A 17,076-nucleotide genomic window follows, 5' to 3' on the forward strand; every position below is an offset into this window, starting at 1 on the left:
TTGATTATCTGGAGCCGATCGGAACGTACTTCTGGTTCGTCGGTCCGACGTATTCGGCGCGCGGACGAATCAGACGGTTGTCGGAATACTGCTCCAGGATATGCGCCGTCCAGCCCGATACGCGGCTGATCGCGAAGATCGGCGTGAACAGGTCGCGCGGAATTCCCAGCGACGTATAGACGGAAGCCGAGTAGAAATCGACGTTTGGCTTCAGACCTTTTTGGCCCGTTACCAATTCTTCGATTTTGACCGACATCTCGTACCAGGTCGTATTGCCGGTGATTTTTCCAAGCTCTGCGGACATTTTTTGCAGATGCTTCGCGCGCGGATCGCCGTTTTTGTAGACGCGGTGGCCGAAGCCCATAATTTTTTCCTTGTTGTTCAGCTTCCTTTGGATGTAAGGCTCGATGTTGTCCATCGTGCCGATCTCCTCGAGCATCGCCATAACCGCTTCGTTGGCGCCGCCGTGCAGCGGCCCTTTGAGAGCACCGATCGCGGAGGTTACGCCGGAGTAGATGTCCGACAGCGTCGCGACCGTTACGCGGGATGCGAACGTGGAAGCGTTCAACTCATGGTCGGCATGGAGCACGAGAGCCTTGTCCAGCGCTCGAACGGCTACCGGATCGGGATCTTTGCCAGTCAGCATATACAGGAAGTTGTGCGCGACGCCAACGCCTTTTTTCGGAGCGACCGGCTCCAAGCCTTGGCGGATGCGCGCGAAAGCGGCGACGACCGCGGGCAGTTGGGCTTGCAGTTTGACGGCCTTGCGGAGGTTCGCTTCGACGCTCATGTCGTTCGCTTCTTCGTCGTACAGAGCAAGGCTCGACACGGCCGTACGGAGCGCAGCCATCGAGTTCGTGTCTTTCGGGTACAGTTTGATTTGTTCGATTACGGCAGGCGCTACGGTCGCGTATTCGCCAAGCTGCGCAATCAGTTGATCCAGTTCGGCCTGCGTCGGCAATTTGCCGTGCCAGAGCAGGTAAGCCACTTCCTCGAACGTTGCGTTCTCGGCCAAGTCGTCGATGTTGTACCCGCGATAGGTCAACACGCCGTCGATGATCGAGCTGATCGAGGACGAGGCGGCAACAATTCCTTCCAAACCTTTAGTAGCAGTCATCGTCTTTCTCTCCTTTAATGGCCAACTGGGATTGCATGCCTTGCAACAGATACTATTAATGATAAAGCATTTAAGGCCGCAAAGAAACTCTGAGCGAAATAAAACTTCATTATCGGCGCGAAAAACATTTTTATTGTCCGCTTTCGAGCCGTCGCTCCGTCTCGCTGTCTCCCGCTCCTATTCGGGCCGCTTCTCCGGACGTTGCGGTCATCGGCTTGTTTCATTTACAATGTCCATATATTCTAATCGACCCCGATCGGAGGCGGCCATGAACGAATCTGAACGCATCGGCATTATCGACATCGGATCAAACTCGATACGCCTTGTGCTGTACGAACTGCTGGACGGGGACGCCTACCGGATCATCGATGAAAGCAAGGAATCTGCCCGGCTTAGCGACCGGATTCGCGAGGACGGCACGCTGGGCATCGAGGATATCCGCTACTTGGCGGACGTCCTCCTTCACTTCAAGCGCCTCTGCGCCGCCAACCGGATCGGGCGAATCCGGGCTGTAGCCACGGCCGCCATCCGGAACGCGGCGAACCGCCGCGACATCGTGGCGGCTCTGCGCGCATGGACGGGTCTCGACATCGAGGTTCTCAGCGGCGAGGAGGAAGCCCGGATCGGCTTTCTCGGCATGATCAACACGACCGATATCGCGGACGGCTTTCTTATCGATATCGGCGGGGGCAGCACGGAAATCTCGCTGTTCCGCAACCGTAAGCTGCTGCACAGCGTCTCGTTTCCGTTCGGCTGCGTCAACACGGCGAAACGGTATGCGGCGGGGAACGGACCCGTCCGGCCCGAACAACTGGAGGAAATCCGCAAGATGGTGGACGAGGCGCTTCGCAAGCATCCGTGGTGCGCTTCCAATCGCGGCCTGCCGTTGATCGGCCTTGGCGGTACGGTGCGCACGCTGTGCAAAATCGACCAAGCCCGCCGCCGCTACAGCTTGCCGCTCACCCATCAGTACGAGCTTCAGCCTTCCCAAGTCCGGGGCTGGATCGATACGCTGGCGCCCCTGAGCGCCGAAAAGCGCAAAAAGTTCGACGGCGTGTCGGACGACCGCGCCGATTTGATTGTTCCCGGATTTGCCATTCTTCATGCGATTCTGCAACACCTCGGCTCGACGGTGCTGGTCGTGAGCGGAGCCGGACTGCGCGACGGTTTGTTCTACGAGACGATCAACCCGAAGCGCCCGCTTGTCGATAATGTCTTGCAGCGCAGCGTCCATACGCTGCTGAAGCTGTACCCGACCGTATCGGTCCGGCATACGGACCAGGTGAACAAGCTGGCGCTCAAGCTGTTCGACGGCGTCTTCGGCAAGGAGGGCGACCCCCGGCTCCGTTCGTGCGTGGATGCGGCTTCGCGCTTGTACCGGATCGGCATCGCCATCAGCTACTACGACTATCCGAAGCATACGTTCTATATGCTCGCCCATTCCCGGCTGAACGGCATGTCGCACCGCGAGGTGCTGATGACGGCGCTGATCGCTTCCTATAAGACGAGAGGGCGGGCCAAGAAGCTTCAGCAAGCGCACCGCGACATCCTGCAGGATCAGGACCTGGGCGTGATCTCCCGGCTGGGCACGCTTGTCCGGCTGGCCGTCGCGCTGGACCGCAGCGGTACGCAGCCGGTCTCGGAGATTGAGGTGACGCGTACGCCGGATCAGCTTCAAGTGCATCTGTACAGCACTCACGACACGTCAGTCGAGCTGAGAGAGGTGCGCAGTTTGCGATCCGAGATCAAGAAAGTATGGGGCTTCAAGCTTGTTCTGCGCGAGACCCGGGACAAGCAGCAGAAGCCGGGCAAAAAACGGAAGCGATCGGCGGAATAGATTCGTCTCGCTCCGGGGCGAGGCGGGCTTTCAAGCTGCGGGACAACGCGACATCGCGTGGCCGCGGCTTTTTTTGTTGCGTCAGCGGCAGATTCGGCCGGCCATCGCGGACGGCATGATCGGAGCGCCGCCGCTTCCGAGCCGGACGGCGGACCGCGTGGTGGGCGGGTGCGGTGGTTGGCGCGATAGGCGGTGCGGTGGTTGGCGCGGTGGACCGCGTGGTATGCGGCGCGTGAGCAGCGCGAAGTGCGGTGCGTGATGCGTGAGGCGGATGGTGCGGTAGGCAGCGCGGTGAGTGGTGCGGTGGGCGGCGCGGTGGCGGCGTTCGAACCATTGAGGGTCCCGCTTAGTTGCCGCGCAGAGGCGGTACGGGAACGTGAAGTGCAAAAATACACTTCATTACAGAATTTTACGAGACCCAGCGAAGTTATAATGCAAATATACACTCCATGTACGACAAAAGTTGTTTTTGCCTGCTAATTCAGTTTTTGGAGTGTATTTTTGCAGTCCAATGAACGTTAATCCCTGCTTTCGAAGAATTGGAGTGTACAATTGCATTTGAAAAAAGGATTAGAACAGGGGGCGCAGGGTTGAGCCTACATTGGCGCCAATCGATTGGCCTGAAAACGCGGATCAGCACGCGTGGTCGCCGCGAGGTCGGAGGGAGCCGCCCGCGAGATTCGGATATGGTATACGCATCGCCTGAACGGTGGTCGTGCCCGATCGGCACCTTTCCGCATCAGGCGGCGAAGCGATGCGGCACAAGCGCCCGCACGGCAAAAACCTCCGGATGCCGCCCTGCATGGGCGGTTCCCGGAGGTTTTCCCTGGGAAGGGCGAAAGCTGCACGAAATTCCGGCTTCCACAGGCGATTTTGATTGATGTTCCACCTGCACACGACAATTCCTCGGGGGAGTTCCGCTTGCAAACGACGGATGCCTCGGGGCGAGCCCTTGCATACGCCGGATTCTCGCGGGGTTCGCTGCCTCGCCCCTGCCGCCTTATCACCGCTCCGCCGGCACAACCTCCGCGGGCAGCTTCTTCCACGTCGAGATATCCTGAGCGGCGAACTGGCTCCGGAACGGCTCCTGGTCGCCAATCTCCACTCTCGTATATTGGCCGTTCGCCTTCAGTTCCCGCGCCTTGACGTTGTCGCGCAGGCTTACGTTCAAAATTTGCGTGGCGATCGTGCGCAGCTCCGGGTCGGAGATCGGGCACATCAGCTCGATCCGGCGCGTCAAATTCCGGGTCATCCAATCCGCGCTCGACAAGTAGACCTCGGGGCGGCCGCCGTTGGCGAAGTAAAACAGCCGCGAATGCTCCAGGAACCGGTCGACGATGCTGCGGACGGTGATATTCTCGCTCAACCCGGGAACGCCGGGGCGCAGACAGCATACGCCGCGCACGATCAAATCGATGCGAACCCCCGCCTGCGACGCTTCGTACAGCTTGTCGACCATCTCCTGGTTGGACAGCGAATTCATCTTCGCCACGATCCGGGCGGGACGGCCGGAACGCGCATTCTCCGCCTCCCTGTCGATCAGGGCGAACAATCTGCTTTTGAGATTGGTCGGCGCGACAGAGAACCGCTTCAGGTTCTGCGGCTCGGCGTAGCCGGTCACCTCGTTGAACAGCATCGAGGCATCCTCGCCGATGACGGGATCGGCCGTAAACAAGCCGACGTCGGTGTACAGCTTGGCCGTATTGTCGTTGTAATTCCCCGTACCGACATGCACGTATCTCCGAAGACCGTCCTGCTCCTGCCGCACGACCAGGATGATTTTGGCGTGCGTCTTGAGCCCGACCAGACCGTAGACGACGTGGCAGCCCGCTTTCTCCAACTGTCGGGCCCATGCGATGTTGCGTTCCTCGTCGAAGCGGGCCTTCAACTCCACGACAACCGTCACCTGCTTGCCCGCCTCCGCCGCCCGCGCAAGCGAGCGCACAATCAAGGAGTCGCCGCTCACGCGATACATCGTCATTTTGATCGCCAGCACGCGCGGATCGGATGCGGCTTCCACGATCAGGTCGTTCACCGCGTCGAACGATTCGTACGGGTGATACACCAGCACGTCTTTCTCCCGCAAAATCGAGAACATATCCCGGTCCTCGAAATCGAGCTCCTTCGGATAAACCGGCTCCAGACGGGGGAATCGAAGGTGCTCGTATCCCTGAACCGACGCGGCGAATTTCATGAAATAACTTAAATCAAGCGGCCCGTCGATCGAGAACACGTTGGCTTCGTCCAGCTCGAATTCTTCCTGAAGCATCTGCAGCGCGTACGGATGCACGTCCCGGCCGATCTCCAGACGGACAGGCGCCCCCCATCTCCGGCGGCGCAGTTCCTTCTCGATCTCCTCCAGCAAATCTTCCGCTCCCTCTTCGTTTAACGAGAGATCTGCGTTGCGGGTCAACCGGAACGGCTCCACGCTAAGCGGCTCATAGCCGCTGAACAGCGTCCCGATATGATGGCTGATCAGATCCTCCAGCAGCACGAACTCGCGCTTTTTGCTGTTGCCCCGCGCGGGGACGGGCAAGAAACGCGGCAGGTTGGACGGGACCTGAAGGATCGCGAACAGCAGATCTTCATCCTCCGGAACGGCTTCCGCCCCAGCCGGCGCCCGTTCGCCGCCGTCCGATTGCGGCCGAAGCACAACCGCCAAATACATGTTCAGACTATGTACCAGCGGAAAAGGACGGCTTTGGTCGACGGCCATCGGCGTCAGCACCGGAAACACGAGGTCATGGTAATATTGATCCATCGCGTTTTGTTGCGTCGGATTCAAATCGTCATAAGCGGTAAAAACAAGCCCTTCCCGAGCCAAACACCGCAATAAATCCCGATACGTCCGATATTGGTCGGACACCATGCGCGAGGCGCGCTTCATAATCCGGCGCAGCAGGCTCTGCGGAGCGTAGCCGGTAAAGTCCCGTCTCGTATAACCCGCACGGATCTGGTCCATCAATCCGGCCACGCGGACGCTCATGAATTCGTCCAGATTCGTCGAGACGATCGACAGGAACTTCACCCGCTCGAGAAGCGGAGTGGAGCTGTCCTGGGCCTCTTCGAGCACCCGCCGGTTGAACTCGATCCAACTGAGATCGCGGTTAATGTAACGGTGTGTCGTTTCCTTTTGGAAATTCGCCATGATTTCAGCCCCCACATTATGGTTCCGCAAAGCTACCCCTATTATTTCATCGTATTGTTAATCCAATATTAACATACCCGCCAAATTTCGACGCCATCTCGCGAATAAAGTCGAACGCCGCGGAAGAAGCAGTAGCCAACTAATGAAAAATCAGGTATCATAAATTGTATCTTTTTTTGTAAAACGCTTACACTTTCGCCGTATACAACATTCGCGATAAACTTCGCAGAAAGCGGTTAAACCTTATGAACAGCTCCCGTTGGATTTTTGCAGCCGGACACGGCTCAATTCCCGCGCTGCTGCTCCCCTATGCGTTTTATCCAAGCCAATTGCCGTCTTCCTCGGCCGTTTGGCTGATGATCCTGATCGCCTGTTCGATGGTCTGGACGTTGTTCCTGCTATGGAGCTGCAAATATCGCACCCGCCAGCCGTCCGGCGTCGATCCGCCTCTATTGCCTGCCGCCGCAGCCGATCTGGCGTTGTTCGCCGCGATTCTCGTCGTTCCTGCCTGGCAGTACGGCTCCGCGCCGGTGTGGATGCTGCTCGTTGTCGCCGCGCTGTATGCGGGCCATTACGGCTCGCGCATCTCCGCCCTGGTCTCGGCGGCGGGATTCGCCATCATCCTCGGATACGGAGCGGCGGGCGGCTATCCGTGGCAGAGCTACACGACGGTTATGGTCGCCGTCGGATTGTTCTGCCTAGTCATTCTGCTGGGGTCGCTGACGAAGAGACTTCGCAGGCTGGCTTTTGTCGATGCCCAGACGGGCCTGTCCAACCGAAGCGTCTTCCGCTGGCAGCTCGACAAGGCCATTCAAGAGGCGCGAAGACAGGATATGCAATTGGCGGTGCTGTCCATGGACCTGGACCGCTTCACTTCCGTTAACGACAGCTACGGTCACGAGGTGGGCGACCGTCTCATGAACATCGTTGCGGACCGCGTCCTCTCCCTGTGCCCGCCCGAATGGTGCGCGGCCCGGATCAGCGGCGACGAGATCGGCGTCATCGCGTACCCCGTGCGAAACGACCGGCATGTCGGCGAGATTGCCGAGCGCATCCTGAACGCGGTCAACGAGCCTTATTCGGTGAACGGGCTGGAGATTCACATCAGCGCCAGCTTTGGCGCGGCCGTTTATCCGAAGCACGGCAGGGACGCGCCGACGCTGATGAAAAACGCGGATACGGCCATGCATGCCGCCAAGCAGCTCCGTAACACGTATCGAATCTATAGGGACGAGATGAACGCGTCGTCGATGACGCGTCTCACGCTGATCACGCAGTTGAAGCGCGCCTTGGAGAGGAACGAGCTTTATTTGCACTATCAACCGAAAGTCCGCGTATCGGACGTGAGCATCGTCGGCTTCGAGGCGCTGCTGCGCTGGAGCAACCAGGAGCTCGGGGAAGTATCGCCCGCGCATTTTATTCCCGTCGCCGAGGATTCGGGGCCGTCGTGCGGTTCTGCAGACGCTGAAAGCGCACGGAATCCGCGTATCGATCGACGACTTCGGCACCGGGTATTCGTCGCTCAGCTATTTGTCAAGACTGCCGCTCGATTCGCTCAAGATCGATCGCTCCTTCCTGACCGACATCGGCCGCAACCACGAAAACAAATCGATCGTCACCACGATCCTCGCCCTGGCCCGGAACCTTCGCCTGAACGTCGTGGCCGAAGGGGTCGAGAAGAGCGAGCAGGCGGCGTATTTGTTGGAACAAGGATGCGAAGAGGCGCAAGGCTACTATTACTCCCGGCCGCTTCCGGCCGAGGACGTGACGAGGCTGCTAAGCGCGCGAACGAAGTTCAACGCGGCCGCCGGAACGAAGCCGGCCGGCTAAATGTCCCGCCCTCCCGATTCGACGAGGATCGCGTACAGCTCCGGCGCTTCCTTGTCGATTCGGCAGGGCTTCCACGAAGCGTTCATCCAGATGTGGCGGGTCAAACCCGTCAGCAGCAGGACGCTCCGTTCCTCCCCGGATTCCTCCGCTCCGTCTACCCGCCAAATCTCGTATTCGAATTCGAGCTTCACGCGCGAATAACCCGTAACGCGCGTGTGCACTTCAACGATATCGTCGTAGCGCGCCGGGTGCCTGTAGCTCACTTGCAGGTCCACAACCGGCAGCAGCAGCCCCCGTTCCTCCAATCGCCGGTAGGGAAGGCCCTCCGCCCGAATCCATTCCGTCCGCCCGATTTCCATCCAGTTTAAATAGTTGGCGTGATAGACGACTCCCATCTGGTCGGTCTCCTGATAACGCACCCTCAGGCGATGCTGGCGAGTCTTGACGTGCATACGCGTTCACACTCCCGTCTTGCAAGTATAAAAACCCGCGGCGTCCTTCCGGATCGCAGCGGGTTTCCTCTCGAATCGTTATCAAGCTTAGAGCACTTTTGCGCCGCCGGTGTAAATGACGCCGACTTCCGGATAAACCGCCACGGTGGCGTCATCCTTAAGAAGCTCCGTCGCGCGTTCGACGCCGACGATTACCGGAATGCCGAGGTTCAGGCCGACCACCGCGGCATGGGACGTGATTCCGCCCGTCTCCGTGATAAGCGCCGACGCGCGTTCGATCGCAGGCATATATTCCTTGTCGGTCGAGATCGTAACGAGGATGGCGCCGTCGCGCATTTTCGCGATCGCCTCCGCCGCGCTGCGGGCGACCACGACTTGTCCGCTCGCCGTCTGCGAACCGATGCCCTGGCCTTTCCCCAGCATCTCGCCGATCTGATGCACCTTGATCAAATTCGTCGTGCCCGAGCGTCCGACCGGGATGCCCGCGGTGATGACCACCGTGTCTCCCAGCTTGAGCAGGCCTTTGGACAATCCGGCCTCCACGGCCATCTCAAACATGTTGTCCGTGCTCTCGACGATTTGCCCTTTGACCGGCAGCACGCCCCAGACGAGGCTGAGCTTGCGCATGACAGAGTCGTTAGGCGTAACGGCGATGATCGGCGCCTTCGGACGGTATTTGGATACCATCCGCGCGGTATATCCGCTCTCCGTCGCCGTCAGGATGGCGGCGGCGTCCAGATCGAGAGCCGAGTTGGCGACCGCTTGGCTGATGACTTCCGTCACGGAATTTGGCTGCAGGTTGCTTTGTTTGATGAACAGCTCTCGGTGCTCGAGCGCCATTTCCGCTCTCTCCGCGATCCGGGCCATCGTCAGCACCGATTCCACCGGATACTTGCCCTGAGCGGACTCGCCGGACAGCATCGTCGCGTCCGTGCCGTCGAAGATGGCGTTGGCGACGTCGCTCGCTTCCGCGCGGGTCGGGCGGGGATTGCGCTGCATCGAATCGAGCATTTGCGTAGCCGTGATAACCGGTTTGCCGGCTTTGTTGCATTTTTTGATCATGCGCTTCTGCACGAGCGGCACTTCTTCGGCCGGAATCTCGACGCCCATGTCGCCGCGCGCGACCATCAGGCCGTCGGCAACCTCCAGGATCTCGTCCAGATTGTCGACGCCTTCCTGGTTTTCGATCTTCGCGATAATCTGGATATGCGCCGCATTATGCTCCTCCAGCAGCCTGCGGATCTCCAGGACGTCGCTCGCCCGGCGGACGAAGGAAGCCGCGATGAAATCGACGTTTTGGCCGATCCCCCAGATGATATCCTGCCGGTCTTTCTCGCTCAGGATCGGGAACGACGTCTTGACGCCGGGGACGTTGACGCCGCGTTTTTGTTTGATGGTGCCGCCGTTTAAAATACGGCAATGGATCTCGGTTCCTTCGATCGCTTCGACGCGAAGCTCGATCAAGCCGTCGTCGATGAGCACCGTCGAACCGACGTTCAGGTCTTTCGGCAGATCCGGATAAGTAACGGAAAAACGGCTGGCGTCGCCGACGATCTGCTCCGTGGTCAGCGTAACGGTTCCGCCTTGAACCAGATCGACCGTATCCGTCTTGAACGAGCCGGTGCGAATCTCCGGCCCCTTGGTGTCGAGCAGGATGGCGACGGTGGCGCCCAACTCCTCGCAAACCTGGCGCAGATTGCGGATTCGGGTTCCGTGCTCGTTGTAGTCCCCGTGGGAAAAGTTGAGGCGCATGACGTTCATGCCCGCCTGAACCATCTTGCGGAGCATGTCGACGGACTCGCTCGCCGGTCCAATTGTACAGACGATTTTGGTTTTACGCATGGGTTTCTGCTTCCTCCTGGCTGATCTGACGAAGTTGATATCGGCCCATCCGGCGGAACTTGCCGTAACGGTCGTCGCGAAGCTGCTCCGGCGTCATGGAGCTCAGCTCCTGCAAATGACGCACCAGCGCTTCCTTGACGAGTTCGGCCTGCCGTTCGTAAGAACGCTGGGCCCCGCCCTTGGGCTCGGGTATAATCTCATCGATAATACCGAATTCGTACAAGTCGCTCGCCGTTATTTTCATCAACTCTGCGGCCTGGTCGGCCTTGGAAGCGTCTTTCCACAGGATCGAGGCTGCACCGTTGGGCGAAATGACGGAGTAAATGGCATTCTCCAGCATCAGCACGCGATTGCCGACGCCCAATGCCAGCGCGCCGCCGCTTCCGCCTTCGCCGATCACGACGCAGACGATCGGCACGCCAAAGCCGGACATCTCCAGCAGATTGCGGGCAATCGCTTCCGATTGGCCCCTCTCCTCCGCTGCGCTGCCCGGGTATGCGCCGGTCGTGTCGATAAACGCGATGATCGGCCGGCGAAATTTGTCCGCTTGCCTCATCAGGCGAAGCGCCTTCCGGAATCCTTCCGGGTGAGGCATGCCGAAGTTGCGGGCGAGGTTGTCCTTCGTATCCTTGCCCTTCTGATGGCCGACAACGGTTACGGGCCGGCCGTTCAGGCGCGCGATGCCCCCGACGATCGCCTTGTCGTCTCCGAACAGGCGGTCGCCGTGCAATTCGATAAAATCGGTGAAAATCAATTGGATGTAATCCAGCGTGGTCGGGCGCTGCGGATGGCGCACCAACTGCATTTTTTGCGACGCGGTCAGATTGCCGTACAGTTCTTCCTCCAGCTTGGCGTAACGCTCTTCCAGCCGGGCAATCTCTTCCGTGAAGTCGATCTGCTTCTCGACGCCGAACCGTTTGAGCTCCTCGATCTTGGCGCGAAGCTCGACCAACGGCCGTTCGAATTGCATTTCACCCGCCATGTGCCACTCCCCCTTCGGCAACCGGCGCATGCATTTCCAGAATTTTACCGAGAATCGTTCTCAGCTCTTTTCGGTGCACCACGCGGTCCAACTGTCCGTGCTGCAGGTTAAATTCCGCCGTCTGGAACTTGTCCGGCAGCTTCTGGCGGATCGTCTGCTCGATGACGACCGGACCCGCGAAGCCGAACGCCGCTCCGGGCTCGGCGAAGATGTAATCTCCGAGCATGGAGAAGCTTGCCGACACGCCGCCGTACGTCGGATCGGTAATGACCGATATGTACAGCCCGCCGGCTTCCTGAAACCGTGCGATTGCCGCGCTTGTCTTCGCCATCTGCATCAGGCTGAAGATCGATTCCTGCATGCGGGCTCCGCCCGACGTGGAGAAAATGATCAACGGCACTTTTTTCTCCAGCGCGCGTTCCGCCGCCCGGGTTACTTTCTCCCCGACGACCGAACCCATGCTGCCTGCAAAAAACTCGAAGCTCATCACCGCGAGCACGACCGGCTGCCCGCAGATAGTGCCTTCTCCCGTCACGACCCCTTCCTTCAACCCCGTTTTGGCCTGGGCCTTGGCCAGCTTCTCGTCGTAGCCCGGAAAATTCAACGGGTTCACCGGTTCCAAGTGCTCGTCGAACTCGAAGAGGCGGCCTTCGTCCATCAGCATCTCGACCCGTTCCCAGGCGCCAAGCTTGAAGTGATGGGAGCAGGACGAACAAACTTTCAGGTTTTTCTCCAGTTCCTTGCTATATAGAATCGTGCCGCAGCGCGGACACTTGTTCATGAGCCCTTCGGGCACTTCCGGGCGGCGGGGCCGCTCGTCCGCATTCTCCGCATCCCGCTCGGCGAGCCGTTCCGTCGGTACGGTTGCATACTTGCGTTTCTTCTGAAACAAATCCTTGATAGACAACGATGCCACCTCGCACGATGAATTTTTCAGCGATGCAGGATTTCGCTAAGCACTTCCTGTACCTCGTCCAGTTCGCCTTCCGGAACGAGAATCTCATATTGCTGCTTCGTGACGTTAATGGCCCGCACTTGCACCAAAAACCCTTCTTCCGTAAGCCTTTGCTTGATTCTGTCCGCGATTTTCGCCGTAGGTGCGATGTATATAACCGTCCACATGCCTGATCCGAAACCTCCCGGACGTTCTCTCTTTCATGGCGCAACATATTGGATTGTCCAACCGTTCAAGCGTCTATACGCAATAGATAAATGATAGCATATTCCCGCTTTTGGCCGCAAGAATGGCGCGAACTCGGGCCATCGGGAGACGGCGCGGCTTGTCCGACAAATCGACATTCGGACGGAGGCCGATGCCGCCGGAACCGGCCATTCCCTTTCTTCCGCCAGCATTCGAGGCCGATAGACGCGTCTCGGCGACACCCATCGACTTCGGCCTTAAAAAATCCCTCGGCATGAAGAAACGGCCCAGCCGTCCGGCTCCTTCAGGACGATTGCGCCGTTTCATACCGCCGGACCGGAGACGCCCCGCCGTTTTCCGGACACGGCCGCGAGCAGGCGGGCCGTGTTCAGGCATCCGGCCGGCGCAACTTGGCGCTTCCGGCCGATTCGCCGCCCCGATGGGCGATCCGCGCGGAAGCGGCTGCCGCCAGTCCGGCCACGAGGTCGTCCAGAAACACATGAATGCGGCGATGGTCCTCGTTCAGCTTTCGGATGATGCCGATCTTCTCCTTGTCCAGATATCCGAAGCTTGTCAAGCCGATCATGCCGTAGACGCTCGTAATGCCGAGCGCCAGCGTCTCGTCGACGCCGTAGAGCGACTCGTCCCGCTCCAGGATCGACTGCAACGGCTCCGGAAGTTGCTTCCGCTCCGCCATGATGTCCAAGGCGATGCCGGTGTGCAGCGTATACTGCACTTCTCGCTTGCCGAGCACATGGCGCACGCTCTCCTCGCAATCCGCCAGGGTCAGCGACGCATTGTACGGCTGCTGAAGCCGCAGCACAATCGACGCCACCTCCCGGACGGTCACGCCCCGACTTTCCAGCAATTCGATCACGGATTGCGTATCCATCCGCATTCCTCCCGCCGATTCGAGGGACAAGCCTCGGGGACCGCCCCTCCCCGCGTCCGGCCGCATTCGATATGCGGCTTGGCCGTGGTTCTATCAGCGTATGCGGATACCGCTGCAAATGTGCCAGTTATTTCACGCGGACGGAGCCGGGCCCCATCCACTTCTCGACGGCCCGGAGCAGTTCCTCTCCCGGCTGGACGTTGTACGCCGGATTCAGCTCCACGGCGCGGCGGGTGCGCTCGTAATACAGCACGACCGGCACCGTGCCGCGCGAGGATTGAAGCAGCCGCTGAAGCTGCTTCAGCCGGCCGGGCTCCTCCATATCCGGCGCGACGCGCACGTAAAGCCGGGGACGGCCGGAGCCGGCGGCGGGCGATCGTGTCCCGGCGGCAACCGTCATAGGCGAGGAGGGGCCGGCCTCCCGCCCGTAAGGACGGCGCTGCCCCGATCCCGTGCCGCCGCCGGTCCGCTGCGGCCGGGCCGCGAGCGAGCGCGCCGCCAACAGCGCCTGCTCCAGCGCGTCGGGATGGGATTCGTCCAGCGGATACAACCGCTCGCCGACCAGTTTGACCGGCCCTTCCTCCTGAATCTGCAGGCGGCCGACGGCCAGCCACAAGCTGCCCTTGGCGAGCCGCTCGCCCGTCTGGCGCCACAGCTCGGGAAACAGCACAAGCTCCGCGCGGTCGACGCGATCCTCCAGCTCGGCGAACGCCATCTGCTGCCCCTTGCGGGTGACGATCGGCTTGACCGAGACGATCATGCCTGCCGTAATAACGATCTGCCCGTCCTTGCCGGACTCGGCGAGCAGGTGCAGTTCGTCCAGCTCGGGATGCTCCAGCACGCGTTGCCAACCGTCAAGCGGATGGCCCGACAAATACATGCCGAGCAGCTCCCGCTCGAGCTCCAGCCGCCGGTTATGATCATAAGGACGAACCTCGGGCAGCGGCGTCTCCCACGAGTCGTCCTCGTGGAAGCCGAACAGATGCAGTTGGAACTCGTCCCTCTCCTTGCGCCATTTGACCGCCGCCTCCACCGTCTCGTCCAGCGCCGCGATCAGTTGGGCGCGATGTCCGCCGAGCCGGTCGAAGGCTCCCGCTTGAATCAGCGATTCGATGACCCGCTTGTTGCACACGCGAAGATCGACGCGGCGGCAGAAGTCCATCAGCGAAGCGAACGGCTTCTCCTTGCGTTCCTGAAGGATCGACTCGATCGCATGATGGCCGACGTTTTTGATCGCCGCAAGCCCGAAGCGGATCGCGCCTTTGCCGTCCCCGACGAACACCGGCGTGAAGCCGACGCCGCTCTCGTTGACGTCGGGAGGCAACACCTCGATGCCCGTGCGCCGGCACTCCTCGATGTATTCGGCCAGCTTGCGCTGATTGCCCATGACGGAAGCCAGCATCGAAGCCATAAACGGAACGGGGTAATGCGCCTTGAGATAAGCCGTCTGGAACGCAAGCACCGCGTAAGCGGCCGCATGCGCCCTCGGGAAGCCGTAGTCCGCGAACCGCACGATCATGTCGTACACGGTATGCGCGTCCGTCTCCGAATATCCCATGCGGACGCTTCCCTGCACGAAGCGCCCGCGCTGCTCGTCCAGCACTTCGCGCTTCTTCTTGCTGACGGCGCGGCGCAGCAGATCGGCTTCGCCCAGCGTGAATCCGGCCATCCGCGAGGCGATCTGCATGATCTGCTCCTGGTAGACGATAATCCCGTACGTATCCTTCAGAATCGGCTCCAGATCGGGATGCGGATACCGCACCTCCATCCTGCCGTGCTTGGCGGCGATATAATTCGGTATAAACTCCATCGGCCCCGGACGGTACAGAGCCAGCACCGAGACGATATCCTCGAATCCGCTCGGCTTTAATTCCCGCAGCACCCGCCTCATGCCGGCGGACTCCAACTGGAACACGCCCGTGGTGTCCCCGCGCCCCAGCATCCCGTAGGTGAGCGGATCGTTGTCCATCGCTTCCCGGAACGATACCTCGACGCCGAGATGGTCCCTCACGAATTTCAGCGTGCGCTCGATGATCGACAGGTTGCGCAGACCGAGGAAATCCATCTTCAGCAGGCCGACCGCTTCCAGATGCTCCATCGGGTACTGCGTCAGCGGAGCGGTCTCGCTGCCTTCCTGCAGCGGTACGAATTCGGTCAGCGCTTCTCGGGAGATTACGACGCCGGCCGCGTGGGTGGACGCGTGCCTCGGCAGCCCCTCCACCTTGCGCGCGAACTTGAGCATCTCGCCCGTCTTGCCGCCACGCTCGGCCATCGCCCGCAGCTCCGGCGACTGCCGCAGAGCCGCCTCCAAAGTCATGCCCGGCTGCATCGGAATCAGCTTGGCCGCCCGGTCGACATCGGCGTACGGCACGTTAAGCGCGCGGCCGACGTCGCGAACCGCTGCGCGCGCCGCCAGCGTCCCGAACGTGATGATCTGCGCCACGCGGTCCCGGCCGTATTTGTCGGCGACGTACCGGATCACTTCGTCCCGCCGCTCGTCGCTGAAGTCGATATCGATATCCGGCATCGTCACCCGTTCGGGATTGAGAAAACGCTCGAACAGCAATTTGTGCCGGATCGGATCGACGTCCGTAATGCGCAGCACGTAAGCGACGAGACTGCCAGCCGACGAGCCGCGCCCGGGTCCGGTGGCGATGCCGTTCTCGTGCGCGTAGCGGATAAAATCCCAGACGATCAGGAAATAGTCGGAGAAGCCCATCCGGGCGATTACGTCCAGCTCATAATCCAGCCGCTCGTTCAGCCGCCGTCTTCCTTCCTCCGACCGCCACTCGTCCAGATGCCCATATCGCTCCTTCAGACCGGCCTCGCACAGCTCCCGCAGGTAGCTCTCCGCGTTCATCCCTTCGGGCAGCGGCTCGTACGACGGCAAGATATGTTTGCCCAGCTCCAGAACGAGATTGCATTTATCGGCTACGGCAACCGTATTCGCCAGCGCTTCCGGCACGTAGCCGAACAGCTCCGCCATCTCGGCCTCGCTCTTGAGATAAAGCTGATCGCCGTGGATTTTCAACCGGTCCTCGTCCTCCAGCGTCTTGCCGGTGCCGATGCACATCAGCAGTTCCTGCAGTTCGCTGTCCTCCCGCTCCAGATAGTGCACGTCGTTTGTCGCGACAAGCGGTACGTCCAGCTCGCGGGCGAGCGAGATCAGCTCGGGCAGCAGCTTGCGCTGCTCCAGCATGCCGTGGTCCTGCAGCTCGATGTAATAATCCTCGCCGAATATTTGCCGGTAACGCTTCGCGGCCGCAACCGCCTCTTCGCGATTGCCTTCCAGCAGCCGCTGCGGCACTTCGCCGCGCAGGCAAGAGCTGAGGCATATCAGGCCTTCGCCGTGCTTCGCCAACTGTTCGAGATCCGTGCGCGGCCGGTAATGAAAGCCGTGAAGATGGGCGTCCGAGCATATTTTCATCAAATTCCGGTAACCGGTTCCGTTCTTCGCGAGCAGAATCAGATGATAGACGGGCTGCTCGTGCCGGGGGCCGCGATCGAACATGGACCCGGCCGTCACATAGACCTCGCAGCCGATGATCGGCTTGATGCCGTGTTCCAGGCACGCCCGGTAAAACGGAATCGCCCCGTACATCACTCCGTGGTCCGTCAGCGCGAGCGCCTTCATCCCCATGTCGGCCGCCCGCTGCACGAGCTGTTGAATTCTCGCGGCTCCGTCGAGCAAGCTGTATTCGCTGTGCACATGCAGATGGACGAATCCGCTCATCGTCCTTCGCCCCCGATCCATCAAACATACGTTCTCTTTTTGAATATTGTAGCATAGTTGGGCCGGGATGTCCCATAGACTTGTACAAATCCGCTTTTTTCC

Annotated in this window: 11 protein-coding genes and 1 pseudogene; 3 read left to right on the forward strand and 9 right to left on the reverse strand. The window is 60.3% G+C overall.

The features are described from left to right. Nucleotides 1–4: 4 nt before the first annotated feature. Nucleotides 5–1,117, reverse strand: a complete 1,113-nt coding sequence (gene citZ / locus FE781_RS09305; RefSeq protein WP_138789343.1) for a citrate synthase — start codon at nt 1,115–1,117, stop codon at nt 5–7. A 268-nt stretch (nt 1,118–1,385) separates the two neighbouring features. Here citZ and FE781_RS09310 point away from each other — a divergent pair, with 268 nt between their 5' ends. After that, nucleotides 1,386–2,954 (forward strand): Ppx/GppA phosphatase family protein, encoded by a 1,569-nt coding sequence (locus tag FE781_RS09310; protein WP_138789344.1) that lies wholly within the window; start codon nt 1,386–1,388, stop codon nt 2,952–2,954. 1,003 nt (nt 2,955–3,957) lie between these two features. Here FE781_RS09310 and ppk1 read toward each other — a convergent pair. Continuing rightward, nucleotides 3,958–6,102, reverse strand: coding sequence for a polyphosphate kinase 1 (ppk1, locus tag FE781_RS09315; protein ID WP_138789345.1), 2,145 nt, complete (start codon nt 6,100–6,102; stop codon nt 3,958–3,960). Between the two features lie 674 nt (nt 6,103–6,776). Here ppk1 and FE781_RS17795 point away from each other — a divergent pair. Together FE781_RS17795 and FE781_RS18135 are read left to right on the forward strand one after the other, a co-directional pair. Next, a pseudogene (locus tag FE781_RS17795) lies at nt 6,777–7,532 on the forward strand (diguanylate cyclase domain-containing protein); the annotation flags it as partial. A 61-nt stretch (nt 7,533–7,593) separates the two neighbouring features. Next, nucleotides 7,594–7,932, forward strand: a complete 339-nt coding sequence (locus tag FE781_RS18135; protein WP_425464973.1) for an EAL domain-containing protein — start codon at nt 7,594–7,596, stop codon at nt 7,930–7,932. Here FE781_RS18135 and FE781_RS17800 read toward each other — a convergent pair. From FE781_RS17800 to FE781_RS09365, 7 genes are all read right to left on the reverse strand, one after another. Beyond that, nucleotides 7,929–8,384 carry an acyl-CoA thioesterase gene (locus FE781_RS17800; RefSeq protein WP_138789348.1) on the reverse strand — a complete coding sequence of 152 codons (456 nt, stop codon included), beginning with the start codon at nt 8,382–8,384 and terminating at the stop codon, nt 7,929–7,931. The two genes, FE781_RS18135 and FE781_RS17800, sit on opposite strands and share 4 nt — an antisense overlap. A gap of 87 nt (nt 8,385–8,471) precedes the next feature. Further along, the gene (gene pyk, locus FE781_RS09340; protein WP_138789349.1) at nt 8,472–10,226 is read right to left on the reverse strand and encodes a pyruvate kinase; all 1,755 of its coding nucleotides are present in this window, start codon (nt 10,224–10,226) and stop codon (nt 8,472–8,474) included. Continuing rightward, a complete protein-coding gene (locus FE781_RS09345) occupies nt 10,219–11,208 on the reverse strand; it encodes an acetyl-CoA carboxylase carboxyltransferase subunit alpha (protein WP_138789350.1) in 990 nt (329 codons plus the stop codon). Before FE781_RS09345 ends, pyk begins: the two co-directional genes overlap by 8 nt. Then, nucleotides 11,198–12,115 (reverse strand): acetyl-CoA carboxylase, carboxyltransferase subunit beta, encoded by a 918-nt coding sequence (gene accD / locus FE781_RS09350; protein WP_138789424.1) that lies wholly within the window; start codon nt 12,113–12,115, stop codon nt 11,198–11,200. The genes FE781_RS09345 and accD overlap by 11 nt, the downstream gene beginning before the upstream one ends. 26 nt (nt 12,116–12,141) lie before the next feature. Next, a complete protein-coding gene (locus FE781_RS09355) occupies nt 12,142–12,330 on the reverse strand; it encodes a glutamate decarboxylase (protein WP_138789351.1) in 189 nt (62 codons plus the stop codon). Between the two features lie 407 nt (nt 12,331–12,737). Then, nucleotides 12,738–13,241, reverse strand: coding sequence for a phosphatidylglycerophosphatase A family protein (locus tag FE781_RS09360; protein WP_138789352.1), 504 nt, complete (start codon nt 13,239–13,241; stop codon nt 12,738–12,740). Between the two features lie 127 nt (nt 13,242–13,368). Beyond that, nucleotides 13,369–16,974: a DNA polymerase III subunit alpha gene (locus FE781_RS09365; protein ID WP_138789353.1), complete on the reverse strand. Its 3,606-nt coding sequence runs from the start codon at nt 16,972–16,974 to the stop codon at nt 13,369–13,371. Between the last annotated feature and the right edge of the window lie 102 nt (nt 16,975–17,076).

Origin of the sequence: Paenibacillus thermoaerophilus (assembly GCF_005938195.1) — a bacterium.
GTDB classification, from domain to species: domain Bacteria; phylum Bacillota; class Bacilli; order Paenibacillales; family Reconciliibacillaceae; genus Paenibacillus_W; species Paenibacillus_W thermoaerophilus.

Excerpts from the sequence above, each read along its gene's own strand:
- pyk (WP_138789349.1), bottom strand. The coding sequence starts at position 10,226 with ATGCGTAAAACCAAAATCGTCTGTACAATTGGACCGGCGAGCGAGTCC.
- FE781_RS09310 (WP_138789344.1), top strand. The coding sequence starts at position 1,386 with ATGAACGAATCTGAACGCATCGGCATTATCGACATCGGATCAAACTCG.
- FE781_RS09345 (WP_138789350.1), bottom strand. The coding sequence starts at position 11,208 with ATGGCGGGTGAAATGCAATTCGAACGGCCGTTGGTCGAGCTTCGCGCC.
- FE781_RS17800 (WP_138789348.1), bottom strand. The coding sequence starts at position 8,384 with ATGCACGTCAAGACTCGCCAGCATCGCCTGAGGGTGCGTTATCAGGAG.
- FE781_RS09365 (WP_138789353.1), bottom strand. The coding sequence starts at position 16,974 with ATGAGCGGATTCGTCCATCTGCATGTGCACAGCGAATACAGCTTGCTC.
- FE781_RS09355 (WP_138789351.1), bottom strand. The coding sequence starts at position 12,330 with ATGTGGACGGTTATATACATCGCACCTACGGCGAAAATCGCGGACAGA.
- ppk1 (WP_138789345.1), bottom strand. The coding sequence starts at position 6,102 with ATGGCGAATTTCCAAAAGGAAACGACACACCGTTACATTAACCGCGAT.
- FE781_RS09360 (WP_138789352.1), bottom strand. The coding sequence starts at position 13,241 with ATGGATACGCAATCCGTGATCGAATTGCTGGAAAGTCGGGGCGTGACC.
- citZ (WP_138789343.1), bottom strand. The coding sequence starts at position 1,117 with ATGACTGCTACTAAAGGTTTGGAAGGAATTGTTGCCGCCTCGTCCTCG.